Raw genomic sequence first — 16,560 nt, 5'->3', positions numbered from 1 at the left:
GTTCTGCTGCGTGGTACCAAGCGTGACGACGTTGAGCGTGGCCAGGTTCTGGTCAAGCCAGGTTCGGTTAAGCCGCACACCAAGTTCACCGCAGAAGTCTACGTTCTGAGCAAGGAAGAAGGCGGTCGTCATACTCCGTTCTTCAAAGGCTACCGTCCACAGTTCTACTTCCGTACGACTGACGTGACCGGTAACTGCGAGCTGCCAGAAGGCGTTGAAATGGTAATGCCAGGTGACAACATCCAGATGACTGTCACCCTGATCAAGACCATTGCGATGGAAGACGGTCTGCGTTTCGCTATCCGTGAAGGTGGTCGTACCGTCGGCGCCGGCGTCGTAGCAAAAGTAATCGAATAAGTAGTTGAAATACCTCTCTCGGGCCGACATAATGGTCGGCCTGATTCAAGTTTTAGGTCAGTAGCTCAATTGGCAGAGCGACGGTCTCCAAAACCGTAGGTTGGGGGTTCGATTCCCTCCTGACCTGCCAGATTCACTCGGTGTATCTGGCTTTCTTTTCACAGGATCTTCATAGATGACCTCCAACGCTGAAGCCCAAGGCTCTCGCTTCGATCTTCTCAAGTGGCTCGTCGTAGTCGCTTTGGTGGTGATTGGTGTCGTCGGCAACCAGTATTATCATGGTTCGCCGATCCTGTATCGCGTGCTGGCTCTGCTTGTCATCGCTGCTGTAGCTGCCTTTGTAGGCCTGCAGACTGCGAAAGGCAAGTCGTTCTTCGTGCTCGCCAAGGAAGCCCGTACCGAGATTCGTAAAGTCGTATGGCCGACTCGCCAAGAAACCACGCAGACCACGTTGATCGTGGTGGCTGTTGTTCTGGTTATGGCGTTGCTGTTGTGGGGGCTTGATTCCCTGCTCGGCTGGCTTGTTTCCTTGATTGTTGGCTAAGGGTGTCCCGTGGCTAAGCGTTGGTACGTTGTGCATGCTTACTCGGGTTACGAGAAGCATGTCATGCGCTCGTTGATCGAGCGTGTAAAGCTGGCAGGCATGGAAGATGGCTTCGGCGAAATTCTGGTCCCTACTGAAGAAGTAGTGGAAATGCGTAATGGCCAGAAGCGCAAGAGCGAGCGTAAATTCTTCCCTGGCTATGTGCTGGTGCAGATGGATATGAACGAGGGGACTTGGCACTTGGTCAAGGACACGCCTCGGGTGATGGGCTTCATCGGCGGTACCGCCGACAAGCCTGCGCCGATCACCGACAAGGAGGCAGAAGCCATTCTGCGTCGTGTTGCTGATGGTAGCGACAAGCCGAAGCCGAAGACCTTGTTCGAGCCGGGCGAAGTCGTACGTGTTACCGATGGTCCGTTCGCTGATTTCAACGGCACCGTCGAAGAGGTCAACTACGAAAAGAGCCGCATCCAGGTGGCCGTGCTCATTTTCGGACGCTCTACTCCGGTAGAGTTGGAATTCAGCCAGGTCGAAAAGGTCTAGCTGAGCAAGCATCCCAACCCCACAGTCCAAGGCTGTGGGGTTTTGTCGTCACTGGGATAAACGCGCAAGTAACCGGGGAGCCTCTCGAGGCGTTCGAACCCGTAATTGGAGTGCCTCATGGCCAAGAAGATTACCGCTTACATCAAGCTGCAAGTGAAGGCCGCCCAGGCCAACCCTAGCCCACCCGTCGGTCCAGCTCTGGGTCAGCACGGCGTGAACATCATGGAATTCTGCAAGGCCTTCAACGCCCGTACCCAGGGTCTTGAGCCAGGTCTGCCGACCCCTGTGATCATCACTGTCTACAGTGACCGCAGCTTCACTTTCGAAACCAAGTCCACCCCGGCTTCGGTTCTGCTGAAAAAGGCCGCCGGCCTGACCAGCGGTTCCGCTCGTCCGAACACCGTTAAGGTTGGCACCGTTACCCGTGCTCAGCTGGAAGAAATCGCGAAAACCAAAAACGCGGATCTGACTGCAGCTGATATGGAAGCAGCCGTGCGCACCATCGCCGGTTCTGCTCGTAGCATGGGCCTTAACGTGGAGGGTGTGTAATGGCTAAGCTGACCAAGCGCCAAAAGGCTATCGCCGGCAAAATCGAAGCAGGCAAGGCCTACAACTTTGTAGAAGCTGCCGCTCTGCTGACCGAGCTGTCGACTGTCAAGTTCAGCGAGTCCGTTGACGTTGCTGTAAACCTGGGTGTTGACCCACGTAAATCCGACCAGGTCGTACGTAGCGCTACCGTGCTGCCACACGGCACTGGCAAGACCGTTCGCGTTGCCGTGTTCACCCAGGGCCCGGCTGCTGAAGCCGCTCTGGCTGCCGGCGCCGATCGCGTTGGCATGGACGACCTGGCTGCCGAAATGAAAGGCGGCGACCTGAACTATGACGTGGTCATTGCTTCCCCGGACGCAATGCGTGTTGTAGGTCAACTGGGTCAGATCCTCGGTCCACGTGGCCTGATGCCTAACCCTAAAGTCGGTACCGTAACTCCAGACGTCGCTGGCGCTGTTAAGAACGCCAAGGCCGGTCAGGTTCGTTATCGCACCGACAAAAACGGCATTATCCACACTTCCGTTGGCAAGGTCGGCTTCGACGCCGTCAAGCTGAAGGAAAACGTTGAAGCCCTGATCGCTGACCTGAAGCGTATCAAGCCAGCTTCCTCGAAAGGTATCTACGTCAAGCGCGTTACCCTGAGCACCACCATGGGCCCAGGTCTGGTCATCGACCAAGGCTCGCTGGACGCGTAAGACTGGGATTGGCGCAAGCGATTGCGCCAATCGAAAAAGATTGGGGTCCCTGCCTGGCGGGGGCTATCCAAGACCGTAGGCGGCGCAAGTCTTAAACCTCAAGCCTACGCAGATGGTGCTCCCGGTTCCTTACCGAATCAGACACCAAAACGACATCCGGCTTCGGCCAGATGAAACGGTAACAAGCAGGAGTTAAACCCGTGGCAATTAAACTCGAAGACAAGAAGGCCATCGTCGCTGAAGTCAACGAGGCTGCCAAAGTCGCTCTGTCCGCTGTCGTGGCCGATGCCCGTGGCGTAACAGTAGGCGCGATGACCGGACTCCGTAAAGAGGCCCGCGAAGCTGGCGTATACGTACGTGTCGTACGTAACACCCTGCTCAAGCGCGCTGTTGAAGGCACCGAGTACTCGGTCCTCAACGACGTGTTCAAAGGCCCGACCTTGATTGCATTCTCCAAAGAACATCCGGGCGCTGCTGCTCGTATCTTCAAGGAATTCGCAAAAGGTCAGGACAAGTTCGAGATCAAGGCAGCTGCGTTCGAGGGCAAGTTCCTCGCAGCGAATCAGATCGACGTACTGGCAACCTTGCCGACCCGTGACGAAGCAATCTCCCAGCTGATGAGCGTGATTCAAGGCGCTACCAGCAAATTGGCTCGTACTCTGGCGGCGATTCGCGACCAGAAAGAAGCTGCAGCAGCCTAAGGCTCGGCACTCCTTTTCGCGTATTTTTGTTTTTTTCGATGGTCGCGTAGGCCGTCCCCCAATTCAGGAATTAGAGTCATGTCTATCTCTCAAAACGATATCCTTGAAGCCGTTGGCAACATGTCCGTAATGGAAGTTGTTGAACTGATCAAAGCTTTCGAAGAAAAATTCGGCGTTACCGCTGCTGCTGCTTCCGCTGGCCCAGCTGTTGCTGCTGCCGCTGTTGAAGAGCAAACCGAATTCAACGTCATGCTGACCGAAGCTGGCGAGAAGAAAGTTAACGTGATCAAGGCTGTACGTGAACTGACCGGTCTGGGCCTGAAAGAAGCCAAGGCTGTAGTTGACGGCGCTCCTGCCATGGTTCTGGAAGCTGTTGCCAAAGACGCAGCTGACAAAGCCAAAGCAGCACTGGAAGAAGCAGGCGCTAAAGTCGAGCTGAAGTAAGCTCTGACCTTGCGTCTCCAGCCCGAGCGTTAAGCGACAGGCTGATGGCTGGTGGCTCTTGCCACCGGCCTTTTTCCGTTACTGGCGACCGACCCGGTCGGTGCCTTTAACGTGCTTCAACCACCCGATGCGGTGGCGCAAACCATGGGGTTTGCACGATTTTCTGGCTGCTCCTGTCGGGGAGGGGCCAAACAAGCAGGTGACCAAGCTGGGGAACGCTGATGGCTTACTCATACACTGAGAAAAAACGTATCCGCAAGGACTTTAGCAAGTTGCCGGACGTCATGGATGTGCCGTACCTCCTGGCCATCCAGCTGGATTCGTATCGTGAATTCTTGCAGGCGGGAGCGACTAAAGATCAGTTCCGCGACGTGGGCCTGCATGCGGCCTTCAAATCCGTTTTCCCGATCATCAGCTACTCCGGCAATGCTGCGCTGGAGTACGTCGGTTATCGTCTGGGCGAACCGGCATTTGATGTCAAAGAATGCGTATTGCGCGGTGTGACTTACGCCGTACCTTTGCGGGTAAAAGTGCGCCTGATCATTTTCGACAAAGAATCGTCGAACAAAGCGATCAAGGACATCAAAGAGCAAGAAGTCTACATGGGTGAAATCCCCCTGATGACCGAGAACGGTACCTTCGTGATCAACGGTACCGAGCGCGTGATCGTTTCCCAGCTGCACCGTTCCCCGGGCGTGTTCTTCGACCACGACCGCGGCAAGACGCACAGCTCCGGCAAACTGCTGTACTCCGCGCGGATCATTCCTTACCGCGGTTCGTGGCTGGACTTCGAGTTCGACCCGAAAGACTGCGTCTTCGTGCGTATCGACCGTCGTCGCAAGCTGCCGGCTTCCGTGCTGCTGCGCGCACTGGGCTACACCACCGAAGAAGTGCTGGACGCGTTCTACACCACCAACGTTTTCCACGTGAAGGGCGAGAGCCTGAGCCTGGAGCTGGTGCCTCAGCGCCTGCGCGGTGAAATCGCCGTCCTCGATATCCAGGACGACAAAGGCAAGGTGATTGTCGAGCAGGGCCGTCGTATTACCGCTCGCCACATCAACCAGCTGGAAAAAGCCGGGATCAAAGAGCTGGATGTGCCGCTGGACTACGTCCTGGGCCGCACCACCGCCAAGGTCATCGTGCACCCGGCTACCGGCGAAATCCTGGCCGAATGCAACACCGAGCTGAACACCGAGATCCTGGCGAAAATCGCCAAGGCCCAGGTCGTTCGCATCGAAACGCTGTACACCAACGACATCGACTGCGGTCCGTTCATCTCCGACACGCTGAAGATCGACTCCACCAGCAACCAACTGGAAGCGCTGGTCGAGATCTATCGCATGATGCGTCCTGGTGAGCCGCCGACCAAGGATGCCGCCGAGACCCTGTTCAACAACCTGTTCTTCAGCCCTGAGCGTTATGACCTGTCTGCGGTCGGCCGGATGAAGTTCAACCGTCGTATCGGTCGTACCGAGATCGAAGGTTCGGGCGTGCTGAACAAGGACGATATCGTCGCGGTCCTCAAGACCCTGGTCGACATCCGTAACGGCAAAGGCATCGTCGACGACATCGACCACCTGGGTAACCGTCGTGTTCGCTGCGTAGGCGAAATGGCCGAGAACCAGTTCCGTGTTGGCCTGGTGCGCGTTGAGCGCGCGGTCAAGGAACGCCTGTCGATGGCTGAAAGCGAAGGCCTGATGCCGCAAGACCTGATCAACGCCAAGCCAGTGGCTGCGGCGGTGAAAGAGTTCTTCGGTTCCAGCCAGCTGTCCCAGTTCATGGACCAGAACAACCCGCTGTCCGAGATCACCCACAAGCGTCGTGTCTCCGCACTCGGCCCAGGTGGTCTGACCCGTGAGCGCGCGGGCTTCGAAGTCCGTGACGTACACCCGACGCACTACGGTCGTGTTTGCCCGATCGAAACGCCGGAAGGTCCGAACATCGGTCTGATCAACTCCCTGGCCGCCTATGCGCGCACCAACCAGTACGGCTTCCTGGAAAGCCCGTACCGTGTGGTGAAAGACGCCCTGGTCACCGACGAGATCGTGTTCCTGTCCGCCATCGAAGAGGCCGATCACGTGATCGCCCAGGCTTCGGCGACCATGAACGAGCAGAAAGTGCTGGTCGACGAGCTGGTAGCCGTACGTCACCTGAACGAGTTCACCGTCAAGGCGCCGGAAGACGTCACCCTGATGGACGTTTCGCCGAAGCAGGTTGTCTCGGTTGCAGCGTCGCTGATCCCGTTCCTCGAGCACGACGACGCCAACCGTGCGTTGATGGGTTCCAACATGCAGCGTCAGGCTGTACCGACCCTGCGTGCCGACAAGCCGCTGGTAGGTACCGGCATGGAGCGCAACGTTGCCCGTGACTCCGGCGTTTGCGTCGTGGCCCGTCGTGGCGGCGTGATCGACTCCGTCGATGCCAGCCGTATCGTGGTTCGTGTTGCCGATGACGAAGTTGAAACCGGTGAAGCCGGTGTCGACATCTACAACCTGACCAAGTACACCCGCTCGAACCAGAACACCTGCATCAACCAGCGTCCGCTGGTGAGCAAGGGTGATCGCGTTCAGCGCAGCGACATCATGGCCGACGGCCCGTCCACCGACATGGGTGAACTGGCACTGGGTCAGAACATGCGTATCGCCTTCATGGCATGGAACGGCTTCAACTTCGAAGACTCCATCTGCCTGTCGGAACGCGTTGTTCAGGAAGACCGCTTCACCACGATCCACATCCAGGAACTGACCTGTGTGGCCCGTGACACCAAGCTTGGCCCAGAGGAAATCACTGCGGACATCCCGAACGTGGGTGAAGCCGCACTGAACAAGCTGGACGAGGCCGGTATCGTCTACGTCGGCGCCGAAGTCGGCCCGGGCGACATCCTGGTCGGCAAGGTCACTCCGAAAGGCGAGACCCAACTGACTCCGGAAGAAAAACTGCTGCGTGCGATCTTCGGTGAGAAGGCCAGCGACGTCAAAGACACCTCCCTGCGTGTACCGACCGGTACCAAGGGCACCGTCATCGACGTACAGGTCTTCACCCGTGATGGCGTCGAGCGCGACAGCCGTGCGCTGTCCATCGAGAAGAGCCAGCTGGACGAGATCCGCAAGGACCTCAACGAAGAGTTCCGCATCGTCGAAGGCGCGACCTTCGAGCGTCTGCGTGCCGCGCTGGTTGGCCACAAGGTCGAAGGCGGTGCTGGCCTGAAGAAAGGCCAGGAAATCACCGACGAAGTGCTCGATGGTCTTGAGCATGGCCAGTGGTTCAAGCTGCGCATGGCTGAAGACGCGCTGAACGAGCAACTCGAGAAGGCCCAGGCCTACATCGTTGATCGTCGCCGCATGCTGGACGACAAGTTCGAAGACAAGAAGCGCAAGCTGCAGCAGGGCGATGACCTGGCTCCGGGCGTCCTGAAGATCGTCAAGGTCTACCTGGCAATCCGTCGTCGCATCCAGCCGGGCGACAAGATGGCCGGTCGTCACGGTAACAAGGGTGTGGTCTCGGTGATCATGCCGGTTGAAGACATGCCGCACGATGCCAATGGCACCCCGGTCGACGTCGTTCTCAACCCGCTGGGCGTACCTTCGCGTATGAACGTCGGTCAGATCCTCGAAACCCACCTGGGCCTGGCGGCCAAAGGTCTGGGTGAGAAGATCAACCGCATGATCGAGGAGCAGCGCAAGGTCGCTGACCTGCGTAAGTTCCTGCACGAGATCTACAACGAGATCGGCGGTCGCAACGAGGACCTGGACAGCTTCTCCGACCAGGAGATCCTGGACCTGGCGCATAACCTCAAGGCTGGCGTGCCAATGGCCACCCCAGTGTTCGACGGTGCCAAGGAAGTTGAAATCAAGGCCATGCTGAAACTGGCGGACCTGCCGGAAAGCGGCCAGATGCAGCTGTTCGATGGTCGTACCGGCAACAAGTTCGAGCGTCCGGTCACCGTTGGCTACATGTACATGCTGAAGCTGAACCACTTGGTAGACGACAAGATGCACGCGCGTTCTACCGGTTCGTACAGCCTGGTTACCCAGCAGCCGCTGGGTGGTAAGGCGCAGTTCGGTGGTCAGCGTTTCGGGGAGATGGAGGTCTGGGCGCTGGAAGCATACGGCGCGGCATACACTCTGCAAGAAATGCTCACAGTGAAGTCGGACGATGTGAACGGTCGGACCAAGATGTACAAAAACATCGTGGACGGCGATCACCGTATGGAGCCGGGCATGCCCGAGTCCTTCAACGTGTTGATCAAGGAAATTCGTTCCCTCGGCATCGATATCGATCTGGAAACCGAATAACACGTGACGCGAATCGAGAGCGGGGCCGTACCGCCCGCTCTCTGCTCCGCCAGGAGGAAAGGCCTTGAAAGACCTACTGAATTTGCTGAAAAACCAGGGTCAAGTCGAAGAGTTCGACGCCATCCGTATCGGATTGGCCTCGCCTGAGATGATCCGTTCGTGGTCGTTCGGTGAAGTTAAAAAGCCGGAAACCATCAACTACCGTACGTTCAAGCCTGAGCGTGACGGCCTGTTCTGCGCCAAGATCTTTGGCCCGGTAAAGGATTACGAGTGCCTGTGCGGTAAGTACAAGCGCTTGAAGCACCGCGGTGTGATCTGTGAGAAGTGCGGCGTTGAAGTCGCCCTGGCCAAGGTTCGTCGTGAGCGCATGGCGCACATCGAACTGGCTTCGCCGGTTGCCCACATCTGGTTCCTGAAGTCCCTGCCGTCCCGTATCGGCTTGCTGATGGACATGACCCTGCGTGATATCGAGCGCGTTCTCTACTTCGAGAGCTACGTCGTTATCGATCCAGGCATGACCACCCTTGAAAAAGGCCAGCTGCTGAACGACGAGCAGTACTTCGAAGCCCTCGAAGAGTTCGGTGACGACTTCGACGCCCGCATGGGTGCCGAAGCTGTCCGCGAACTGCTGCACGCGATCGACCTGGAACACGAGATTGGCCGTCTGCGCGAAGAAATTCCGCAAACCAACTCCGAAACCAAGATCAAGAAGCTGTCCAAGCGTCTGAAGTTGATGGAAGCCTTCCAGGGTTCCGGCAACCTGCCAGAGTGGATGGTGCTGACCGTTCTGCCGGTTCTGCCGCCAGACCTGCGTCCACTGGTTCCGCTCGATGGCGGTCGCTTCGCGACTTCCGACCTCAACGATCTGTATCGTCGAGTGATCAACCGTAACAACCGTCTGAAGCGCCTGCTGGACCTGTCCGCGCCTGACATCATCGTGCGCAACGAAAAGCGTATGCTGCAGGAAGCTGTGGATGCCCTGCTGGACAACGGTCGTCGCGGTCGCGCCATCACCGGTTCGAACAAGCGTCCTCTGAAATCCCTGGCCGACATGATCAAGGGTAAGCAAGGTCGTTTCCGTCAGAACCTGCTCGGTAAGCGCGTTGACTACTCCGGTCGTTCGGTAATTACCGTAGGTCCGACCCTGCGTCTGCACCAGTGCGGTCTGCCGAAGAAGATGGCCCTCGAGCTGTTCAAACCGTTCATTTTCGGCAAGCTGGAAATGCGTGGTCTGGCGACCACCATCAAAGCGGCCAAGAAAATGGTCGAGCGCGAACTGCCAGAGGTCTGGGACGTTCTCGCCGAAGTGATTCGCGAACACCCCGTACTGCTCAACCGTGCACCGACCCTTCACCGTCTGGGTATCCAGGCGTTTGAACCGGTACTGATCGAAGGTAAGGCTATCCAACTGCACCCTCTGGTCTGTGCTGCGTACAACGCCGACTTCGACGGCGACCAAATGGCCGTGCACGTACCGCTGACGCTGGAAGCCCAGCTGGAAGCGCGTGCGTTGATGATGTCGACCAACAACATCCTGTCGCCAGCCAACGGTGAGCCGATCATCGTTCCGTCGCAGGACGTTGTATTGGGTCTGTACTACATGACCCGTGAAGCGATCAACGCCAAGGGCGAAGGTCGTGTCTTCGCGGACCTGCAGGAAGTCGACCGCGTATTCCGCGCCGGCGAAGCCGCGCTGCACGCCAAGATCAAGGTTCGTATCACCGAAACCGTGAACGACCGTGATGGCGGCAGCGTCCAGAACACCCGTATCGTCGACACCACTGTCGGCCGTGCGCTGCTGTTCCAGGTGGTTCCAAAGGGTCTGTCGTTCGACGTCGTCAACCTGCCGATGAAGAAGAAGGCGATCTCCAAGCTGATCAACCAGTGCTACCGCGTGGTTGGTTTGAAAGAGACCGTGATCTTCGCTGACCAGTTGATGTACACCGGTTTTGCCTATTCGACCATTTCCGGCGTTTCCATCGGTGTTAACGACTTCGTTATCCCGGATGAAAAAGCCCGCATCATCGGTACCGCTACCGACGAAGTGAAGGAAATCGAAAGCCAGTACGCTTCCGGCCTGGTGACCCAGGGCGAGAAGTACAACAAAGTCATCGACTTGTGGTCCAAGGCGAACGACGAAGTGTCCAAGGCGATGATGGCCAACCTCTCGAAAGAGAAGGTCATCGACCGTCATGGCGACGAAGTCGAGCAGGAGTCCTTCAACTCGATGTACATGATGGCTGACTCGGGTGCGCGGGGTTCCGCTGCACAGATCCGTCAGCTGGCCGGTATGCGTGGCCTGATGGCCAAGCCGGACGGTTCCATCATCGAGACGCCGATCACCGCGAACTTCCGTGAAGGTTTGAGCGTACTCCAGTACTTCATCTCCACTCACGGTGCTCGTAAGGGTCTTGCGGATACCGCGTTGAAAACCGCGAACTCCGGTTACCTGACCCGTCGTCTGGTAGACGTGGCGCAGGATCTGGTGGTAACCGAAGTCGACTGTGGCACCGAGCAAGGCTTGCTCATGACGCCGCACATCGAAGGCGGCGACGTTGTAGAGCCGTTGGGTGAGCGCGTTCTGGGTCGAGTCATCGCCCGTGACGTATTCAAGCCGGGTACCGAGGACGTTATCGTTCCTGCCGGCACCCTGGTCGACGAGAAGTGGGTTGAATTCATCGAGCTGAACAGCATCGACGAAGTGATCGTGCGTTCGCCGATCAGCTGTGAAACCCGTTATGGCATCTGCGCCAAGTGCTACGGCCGTGATCTGGCACGTGGTCACCAGGTGAACATCGGTGAAGCGGTCGGCGTTATCGCTGCCCAGTCCATCGGTGAGCCGGGTACCCAGCTGACCATGCGTACGTTCCACATCGGTGGTGCGGCAAGCCGGACCTCGGCGGCCGACAGCGTTCAGGTGAAGAACGGCGGTACCGTCCGTCTGCACAACCTGAAGCACGTTGAGCGCGTGGATGGTCACCTGGTTGCAGTATCCCGTTCCGGTGAGCTGGCCATCGCTGACGACTACGGTCGTGAGCGCGAGCGCTACAAGCTGCCGTACGGTGCGGTGATTTCGGTTAAAGAGGGTGACAAGGTCGACGCTGGCGCCATCGTGGCCAAGTGGGATCCGCACACTCACCCGATCGTTACCGAAATGAAAGGTACCGTGACCTACGTGGGCATGGAAGAAGGCATCACGATCAAGCGTCAGACTGACGAATTGACCGGTATGACCAACATTGAAGTACTCGACGCGAAAGACCGTCCGGCAGCCGGCAAGGACATCCGTCCTGCGGTGAAGATGGTCGACGACAACGGCAAGGATCTGTTGCTGCCAGGCACTGACGTAATCGCTCAGTACTTCCTGCCAGCCAACGCCCTGGTCGGTGTAGCGGACGGTGCGCGGATCGCGATCGGTGACGTTATCGCGCGTATCCCGCAGGAAACTTCGAAAACCCGCGACATCACCGGTGGTCTGCCGCGTGTTGCCGACTTGTTCGAAGCCCGTCGTCCGAAAGAAGCCTCGATTCTGGCTGAAGTCAGCGGCACCATCGCGTTCGGTAAAGAGACCAAGGGCAAGCGCCGTCTGGTCATTACCCCGAACGACGGCAGCGATCCGTACGAGGAGCTGATTCCGAAGTGGCGTCACCTGAACGTCTTCGAAGGCGAACAAGTGAACCGCGGCGAAGTTATCTCCGACGGTCCGAGCGATCCGCACGACATCCTGCGTCTGCTGGGTGTGAGCGCGCTGGCCAAGTACATCGTCAACGAGATCCAGGACGTTTACCGTCTGCAAGGCGTGAAGATCAACGACAAGCACATCGAGACCATCCTGCGTCAGATGCTGCGTAAAGTTGAGATCTCCGAGTCGGGCGACTCCAGTTTCATCAAGGGCGACCAGATGGAACTGACCCAGGTTCTGGTGGAAAACGAGCGTCTGGGCGCGGAAGACAAGTTTGTCTCCAAGTTCACTCGCGTGTTGCTGGGTATCACCAAGGCGTCGTTGTCGACCGAATCGTTCATCTCCGCGGCCTCTTTCCAAGAGACCACCCGCGTACTGACCGAAGCGGCCGTTACCGGCAAGCGCGATTACCTGCGCGGCCTGAAGGAAAACGTGGTCGTGGGTCGTCTGATCCCGGCCGGTACCGGTCTGGCTTATCACAGCGAGCGCAAGCGTCGCCGTGATGCGGACAAACCGTTGCGCGTAAGCGCCAGTGAAGTGGAAGCTGCACTGACCGAAGCGCTGAACTCAAGCGGTAACTGAGTTCTGCAATAGTGAGAACAGGGCCCTGGTAGCCTCCGTCAACGCCATCGCGACATTTTTTGTTGCGATGGCCGGCGTGAGGAGACCGGGGCCTTGTCTTGACTGGGGACAAGATCCTCTTTAGACTCTTGTACCCCTAAATTTGGCGGGAGTTCGTTCCTGCCATTTTGCTTTTCTTGCAAGACAATAGCGTCGCAAGACAACAGTGGAGCTAGTAGATGGCAACTATCAACCAGCTGGTACGTCAGCCGCGTAAGCGTATCGTCGAGAAATCCGACGTACCTGCGCTGCAGAACTGCCCGCAACGTCGTGGCGTGTGCACCCGTGTGTACACCACCACGCCGAAAAAACCTAACTCGGCACTGCGTAAAGTATGCCGTGTGCGCCTGACCAACGGTTTCGAGGTTTCCTCGTACATCGGCGGTGAAGGCCACAACCTGCAAGAGCACAGCGTGGTGCTGATCCGTGGCGGTCGTGTAAAAGACTTGCCAGGTGTTCGTTACCACACCGTTCGCGGCTCCCTGGATACCTCCGGCGTCAAAGGTCGTAACCAAGGTCGTTCGAAATACGGTACCAAGCGTCCGAAGTAATCGGCCGTTTGCTGCAGTAACTGATTTTTATTTTTCTGAGTCGATAAGAGTAAGGTCGGGCTTGCATCCACTGGGTGTCATGTTCCCGGGCTAACCTGAAGACCGTTTGAGGGCTTATCAATGCCAAGACGTCGTGTAGCAGCCAAACGTGAGATTCTGGACGATCCGAAATACGGTAGCCAGATTCTCGCCAAGTTCATGAACCACGTGATGGAGAGCGGCAAGAAAGCCGTGGCCGAGCGTATCGTTTATGGCGCGCTGGAAAAAGTGAAAGAGCGCAAGAACGGTGACCCCCTGGAACTCTTCGAGAAAGCACTCGACGCCATCGCTCCGCTGGTCGAAGTGAAGTCGCGCCGTGTAGGCGGTGCTACTTACCAGGTTCCGGTCGAAGTTCGTCCGTCCCGTCGTAACGCTCTGGCAATGCGCTGGTTGGTAGACTTCGCCCGCAAGCGCGGCGAGAAGTCCATGGCTCTGCGTTTGGCTGGCGAACTGTTGGACGCCGCTGAAGGTAAAGGTGCTGCAGTTAAGAAGCGTGAAGACGTGCACCGTATGGCTGAAGCCAACAAGGCTTTCTCGCACTACCGCTTCTAATTTTAGCGTCACTCATTTTGCGAGGGCTTTATGGCTCGTACAACCGATATTAAACGCTACCGGAACATTGGTATCGTTGCTCACGTGGACGCGGGTAAAACCACGACCACCGAGCGCGTCCTGTTTTACACGGGCGTAAACCACAAAATGGGCGAGGTGCATGATGGCGCCGCGACCATGGACTGGATGGTGCAGGAGCAGGAGCGGGGTATCACCATTACCTCCGCTGCGACCACCGCATTCTGGGAAGGTTCTGCCAAGCAGTTCCCGAAACACCGCTTCAACATCATCGATACCCCCGGCCACGTTGACTTCACCATTGAAGTAGAGCGTTCGCTGCGTGTACTCGACGGTGCGGTCGTGGTGTTCTGCGGTACTTCCGGTGTTGAGCCTCAGTCTGAAACCGTATGGCGTCAGGCCAACAAGTACGGTGTTCCACGTCTGGTTTACGTGAACAAGATGGACCGTGCTGGCGCAAACTTCCTGCGCGTAGTCGGTCAGATCAAGCAGCGTCTGGGTCACACTCCGGTGCCTATCCAGTTGGCTATCGGTTCCGAAGACAACTTCCAGGGTCAGATCGATCTGATGTCCATGGAAGCCGTCTACTGGGACGACGCCGACAAGGGCATGGTTGCTCGTCGCGAAGCTATCCCTGCTGAACTGCAGGAGCTGGCTGAAGAGTGGCGCAGCAACATGGTTGAGGCTGCTGCCGAAGCCAACGAAGAGCTGATGAACAAGTACCTCGAAGGCGAAGAGCTCTCCATCGAGGAAATCAAGGGCGCTCTGCGTCAGCGTACCATCGCTGGTGAGATCGTTCTGGCTGTTTGCGGTTCTTCCTTCAAGAACAAGGGTGTTCCCCTGGTTCTCGACGCCGTTATCGACTACCTGCCTGCGCCGGTCGACATTCCTGCCATCAAGGGTTCCGACCCGGATGACGAGAACATCGCCATGGAGCGTCATGCAGACGACAACGAGCCGTTCTCGGCTCTGGCGTTCAAGATCGCTACCGACCCATTCGTGGGTACCCTGACCTTCGCTCGCGTTTACTCGGGCGTGTTGAACTCCGGCGACGGCGTGATCAACTCGGTCAAGGGCAAGAAAGAGCGCGTGGGTCGTATGGTGCAGATGCACGCCAACACCCGTGAAGAGATCAAGGAAGTACGCGCTGGCGACATCGCGGCCCTGATCGGCATGAAGGACGTCACCACCGGTGACACCCTGTGCTCCGCTGACAAGCCAATCATCCTGGTTCGCATGGACTTCCCGGAGCCGGTTATTTCGGTTGCCGTTGAGCCTAAGACCAAGGATGACCAGGAAAAAATGGGTATCGCTCTGGGCAAACTCGCCCAGGAAGACCCGTCTTTCCGCGTCAAAACCGACGAAGAGACTGGTCAGACGATCATCTCGGGTATGGGTGAGTTGCACCTGGACATTCTCGTTGACCGCATGAAGCGCGAGTTCAACGTAGAAGCCAACATCGGTAAACCGCAAGTTTCTTATCGTGAGAAGATCACCAAGAACTGCGAAATCGAAGGCAAGTTCGTTCGTCAGTCCGGCGGTCGTGGTCAGTTCGGCCATTGCTGGATCCGTTTTGCACCTGCTGACGAAGGTCAGGAAGGTCTGCAATTCGTGAACGAAGTAGTGGGCGGTGTGGTTCCGAAGGAATACATCCCGGCTATCCAGAAGGGTATCGAAGAGCAGATGAAGAACGGCGTTGTTGCCGGTTATCCGCTGATCGGCCTGAAGGCTACTGTGTTCGATGGTTCTTACCACGACGTCGACTCCAACGAGATGGCGTTCAAGGTGGCTGCTTCCATGGCGACCAAGCAACTCGCGTCCAAGGGCGGCGGTGTTGTACTTGAGCCGATCATGAAGGTAGAAGTTGTAACACCTGAGGACTACATGGGTGACGTGATGGGTGACCTGAACCGTCGTCGTGGTCTGATCCAGGGTATGGAAGACACGGTTTCCGGCAAGGTGATCCGCGCCGAGGTTCCGTTGGGCGAGATGTTCGGTTATGCGACCGACGTTCGTTCCATGTCCCAGGGTCGCGCGAGCTACTCTATGGAATTCTCCAAATACTCCGAAGCTCCGTCGAACATCGTCGAAGCTCTCGTTAAAAAACAAGGCTGATTCAGCCCTTTAGGCTAGGAGTTAATTGTCGTGGCTAAAGAAAAATTTGATCGTTCCCTACCGCACGTCAACGTTGGCACCATCGGTCACGTTGACCATGGTAAAACCACTCTGACCGCTGCTCTGACTCGCGTTTGCTCCGAAGTTTTCGGTTCTGCAGTCGTTGAATTCGACAAGATCGACAGCGCTCCAGAAGAGAAAGCTCGCGGTATCACCATCAACACCGCGCACGTTGAGTACAACTCGAACATTCGTCACTACGCTCACGTTGACTGCCCAGGTCACGCTGACTACGTGAAGAACATGATCACCGGTGCTGCCCAGATGGACGGCGCGATCCTGGTTTGCTCGGCCGCCGATGGTCCGATGCCACAAACCCGTGAGCACATCCTGCTGTCCCGTCAGGTGGGCGTTCCGTACATCGTGGTTTTCCTGAACAAGGCTGACCTGGTAGACGACGCTGAGCTGCTGGAACTGGTTGAGATGGAAGTGCGCGACCTGCTGAGCACTTACGACTTCCCAGGTGATGACACTCCAATCATCATCGGTTCCGCGCGTATGGCGCTGGAAGGTAAAGACGACAACGAAATGGGCACCTCTGCCGTTCGTAAACTGGTTGAAACCCTGGACAGCTACATCCCAGAGCCAGTTCGTCTGACCGACAAGCCATTCCTGATGCCAATCGAAGACGTGTTCTCGATCTCGGGTCGCGGTACTGTTGTAACTGGTCGTATCGAGCGCGGTATCGTTCGCGTTCAAGACGCCCTGGAAATCGTTGGTCTGCGTGAAACCAGCACCACCACCTGCACCGGTGTTGAAATGTTCCGCAAACTGCTCGACGAAGGTCGTGCTGG

Annotated in this window: 13 protein-coding genes and 1 tRNA gene; all 14 read left to right on the top strand. The window is 57.3% G+C overall.

Annotated elements, in window-relative coordinates:
• Positions 1-357, top strand: a 357-nt coding sequence (locus tag UCMB321_RS24715; protein WP_040071291.1) for an EF-Tu C-terminal domain-related protein, incomplete at its 5' end; no start/stop codon positions are given.
• Positions 358-411: 54 nt separating this feature from the next.
• Positions 412-487: transfer RNA gene (locus UCMB321_RS24710), tRNA-Trp, on the top strand.
• Between the two features lie 45 nt (positions 488-532).
• Positions 533-901 (top strand): preprotein translocase subunit SecE, encoded by a 369-nt coding sequence (secE, locus tag UCMB321_RS24705; protein WP_040071290.1) that lies wholly within the window; start codon positions 533-535, stop codon positions 899-901.
• A 9-nt stretch (positions 902-910) separates the two neighbouring features.
• Positions 911-1,444, top strand: coding sequence for a transcription termination/antitermination protein NusG (nusG, locus tag UCMB321_RS24700; protein ID WP_010443972.1), 534 nt, complete (start codon positions 911-913; stop codon positions 1,442-1,444).
• A gap of 117 nt (positions 1,445-1,561) precedes the next feature.
• The gene (gene rplK / locus UCMB321_RS24695; protein ID WP_007933726.1) at positions 1,562-1,993 is read left to right on the top strand and encodes a 50S ribosomal protein L11; all 432 of its coding nucleotides are present in this window, start codon (positions 1,562-1,564) and stop codon (positions 1,991-1,993) included.
• The gene (gene rplA, locus UCMB321_RS24690; protein ID WP_040071289.1) at positions 1,993-2,688 is read left to right on the top strand and encodes a 50S ribosomal protein L1; all 696 of its coding nucleotides are present in this window, start codon (positions 1,993-1,995) and stop codon (positions 2,686-2,688) included. The genes rplK and rplA overlap by 1 nt, the downstream gene beginning before the upstream one ends.
• A gap of 200 nt (positions 2,689-2,888) precedes the next feature.
• Positions 2,889-3,389 carry a 50S ribosomal protein L10 gene (rplJ, locus tag UCMB321_RS24685; protein ID WP_040071288.1) on the top strand — a complete coding sequence of 167 codons (501 nt, stop codon included), beginning with the start codon at positions 2,889-2,891 and terminating at the stop codon, positions 3,387-3,389.
• Positions 3,390-3,467: 78 nt separating this feature from the next.
• Positions 3,468-3,833 carry a 50S ribosomal protein L7/L12 gene (gene rplL, locus UCMB321_RS24680; protein ID WP_008018200.1) on the top strand — a complete coding sequence of 122 codons (366 nt, stop codon included), beginning with the start codon at positions 3,468-3,470 and terminating at the stop codon, positions 3,831-3,833.
• A 221-nt stretch (positions 3,834-4,054) separates the two neighbouring features.
• Entirely contained in the window at positions 4,055-8,128 is a 4,074-nt protein-coding gene (gene rpoB / locus UCMB321_RS24675; protein WP_040071287.1) for a DNA-directed RNA polymerase subunit beta, read from the top strand.
• 64 nt (positions 8,129-8,192) lie between these two features.
• Positions 8,193-12,392 carry a DNA-directed RNA polymerase subunit beta' gene (gene rpoC, locus UCMB321_RS24670; protein WP_040071286.1) on the top strand — a complete coding sequence of 1,400 codons (4,200 nt, stop codon included), beginning with the start codon at positions 8,193-8,195 and terminating at the stop codon, positions 12,390-12,392.
• A 218-nt stretch (positions 12,393-12,610) separates the two neighbouring features.
• On the top strand, positions 12,611-12,982 hold the full coding sequence (rpsL, locus tag UCMB321_RS24665; protein ID WP_003186084.1) for a 30S ribosomal protein S12: 372 nt from the start codon (positions 12,611-12,613) through the stop codon (positions 12,980-12,982).
• Positions 12,983-13,102: 120 nt separating this feature from the next.
• The gene (rpsG, locus tag UCMB321_RS24660; protein ID WP_040071285.1) at positions 13,103-13,573 is read left to right on the top strand and encodes a 30S ribosomal protein S7; all 471 of its coding nucleotides are present in this window, start codon (positions 13,103-13,105) and stop codon (positions 13,571-13,573) included.
• 30 nt (positions 13,574-13,603) lie between these two features.
• Positions 13,604-15,706, top strand: coding sequence for an elongation factor G (gene fusA / locus UCMB321_RS24655; protein ID WP_040071284.1), 2,103 nt, complete (start codon positions 13,604-13,606; stop codon positions 15,704-15,706).
• A 30-nt stretch (positions 15,707-15,736) separates the two neighbouring features.
• A partial coding sequence (locus tag UCMB321_RS24650; protein WP_040071292.1) for an elongation factor Tu occupies positions 15,737-16,560 on the top strand: 824 nt, incomplete at its 3' end.

The sequence above is a fragment of the Pseudomonas batumici genome, assembly GCF_000820515.1.
Lineage (GTDB): Bacteria > Pseudomonadota > Gammaproteobacteria > Pseudomonadales > Pseudomonadaceae > Aquipseudomonas > Aquipseudomonas batumici.
This window is presented reverse-complemented; position numbering and strand designations above follow the sequence as displayed.

Bases quoted from the DNA above. Each gene is read 5' to 3' on its own strand.
- secE (WP_040071290.1), top strand. From the start codon at position 533: ATGACCTCCAACGCTGAAGCCCAAGGCTCTCGCTTCGATCTTCTCAAG.
- rpsL (WP_003186084.1), top strand. From the start codon at position 12,611: ATGGCAACTATCAACCAGCTGGTACGTCAGCCGCGTAAGCGTATCGTC.
- fusA (WP_040071284.1), top strand. From the start codon at position 13,604: ATGGCTCGTACAACCGATATTAAACGCTACCGGAACATTGGTATCGTT.
- rpsG (WP_040071285.1), top strand. From the start codon at position 13,103: ATGCCAAGACGTCGTGTAGCAGCCAAACGTGAGATTCTGGACGATCCG.
- rplK (WP_007933726.1), top strand. From the start codon at position 1,562: ATGGCCAAGAAGATTACCGCTTACATCAAGCTGCAAGTGAAGGCCGCC.
- rplL (WP_008018200.1), top strand. From the start codon at position 3,468: ATGTCTATCTCTCAAAACGATATCCTTGAAGCCGTTGGCAACATGTCC.
- rplA (WP_040071289.1), top strand. From the start codon at position 1,993: ATGGCTAAGCTGACCAAGCGCCAAAAGGCTATCGCCGGCAAAATCGAA.
- rpoB (WP_040071287.1), top strand. From the start codon at position 4,055: ATGGCTTACTCATACACTGAGAAAAAACGTATCCGCAAGGACTTTAGC.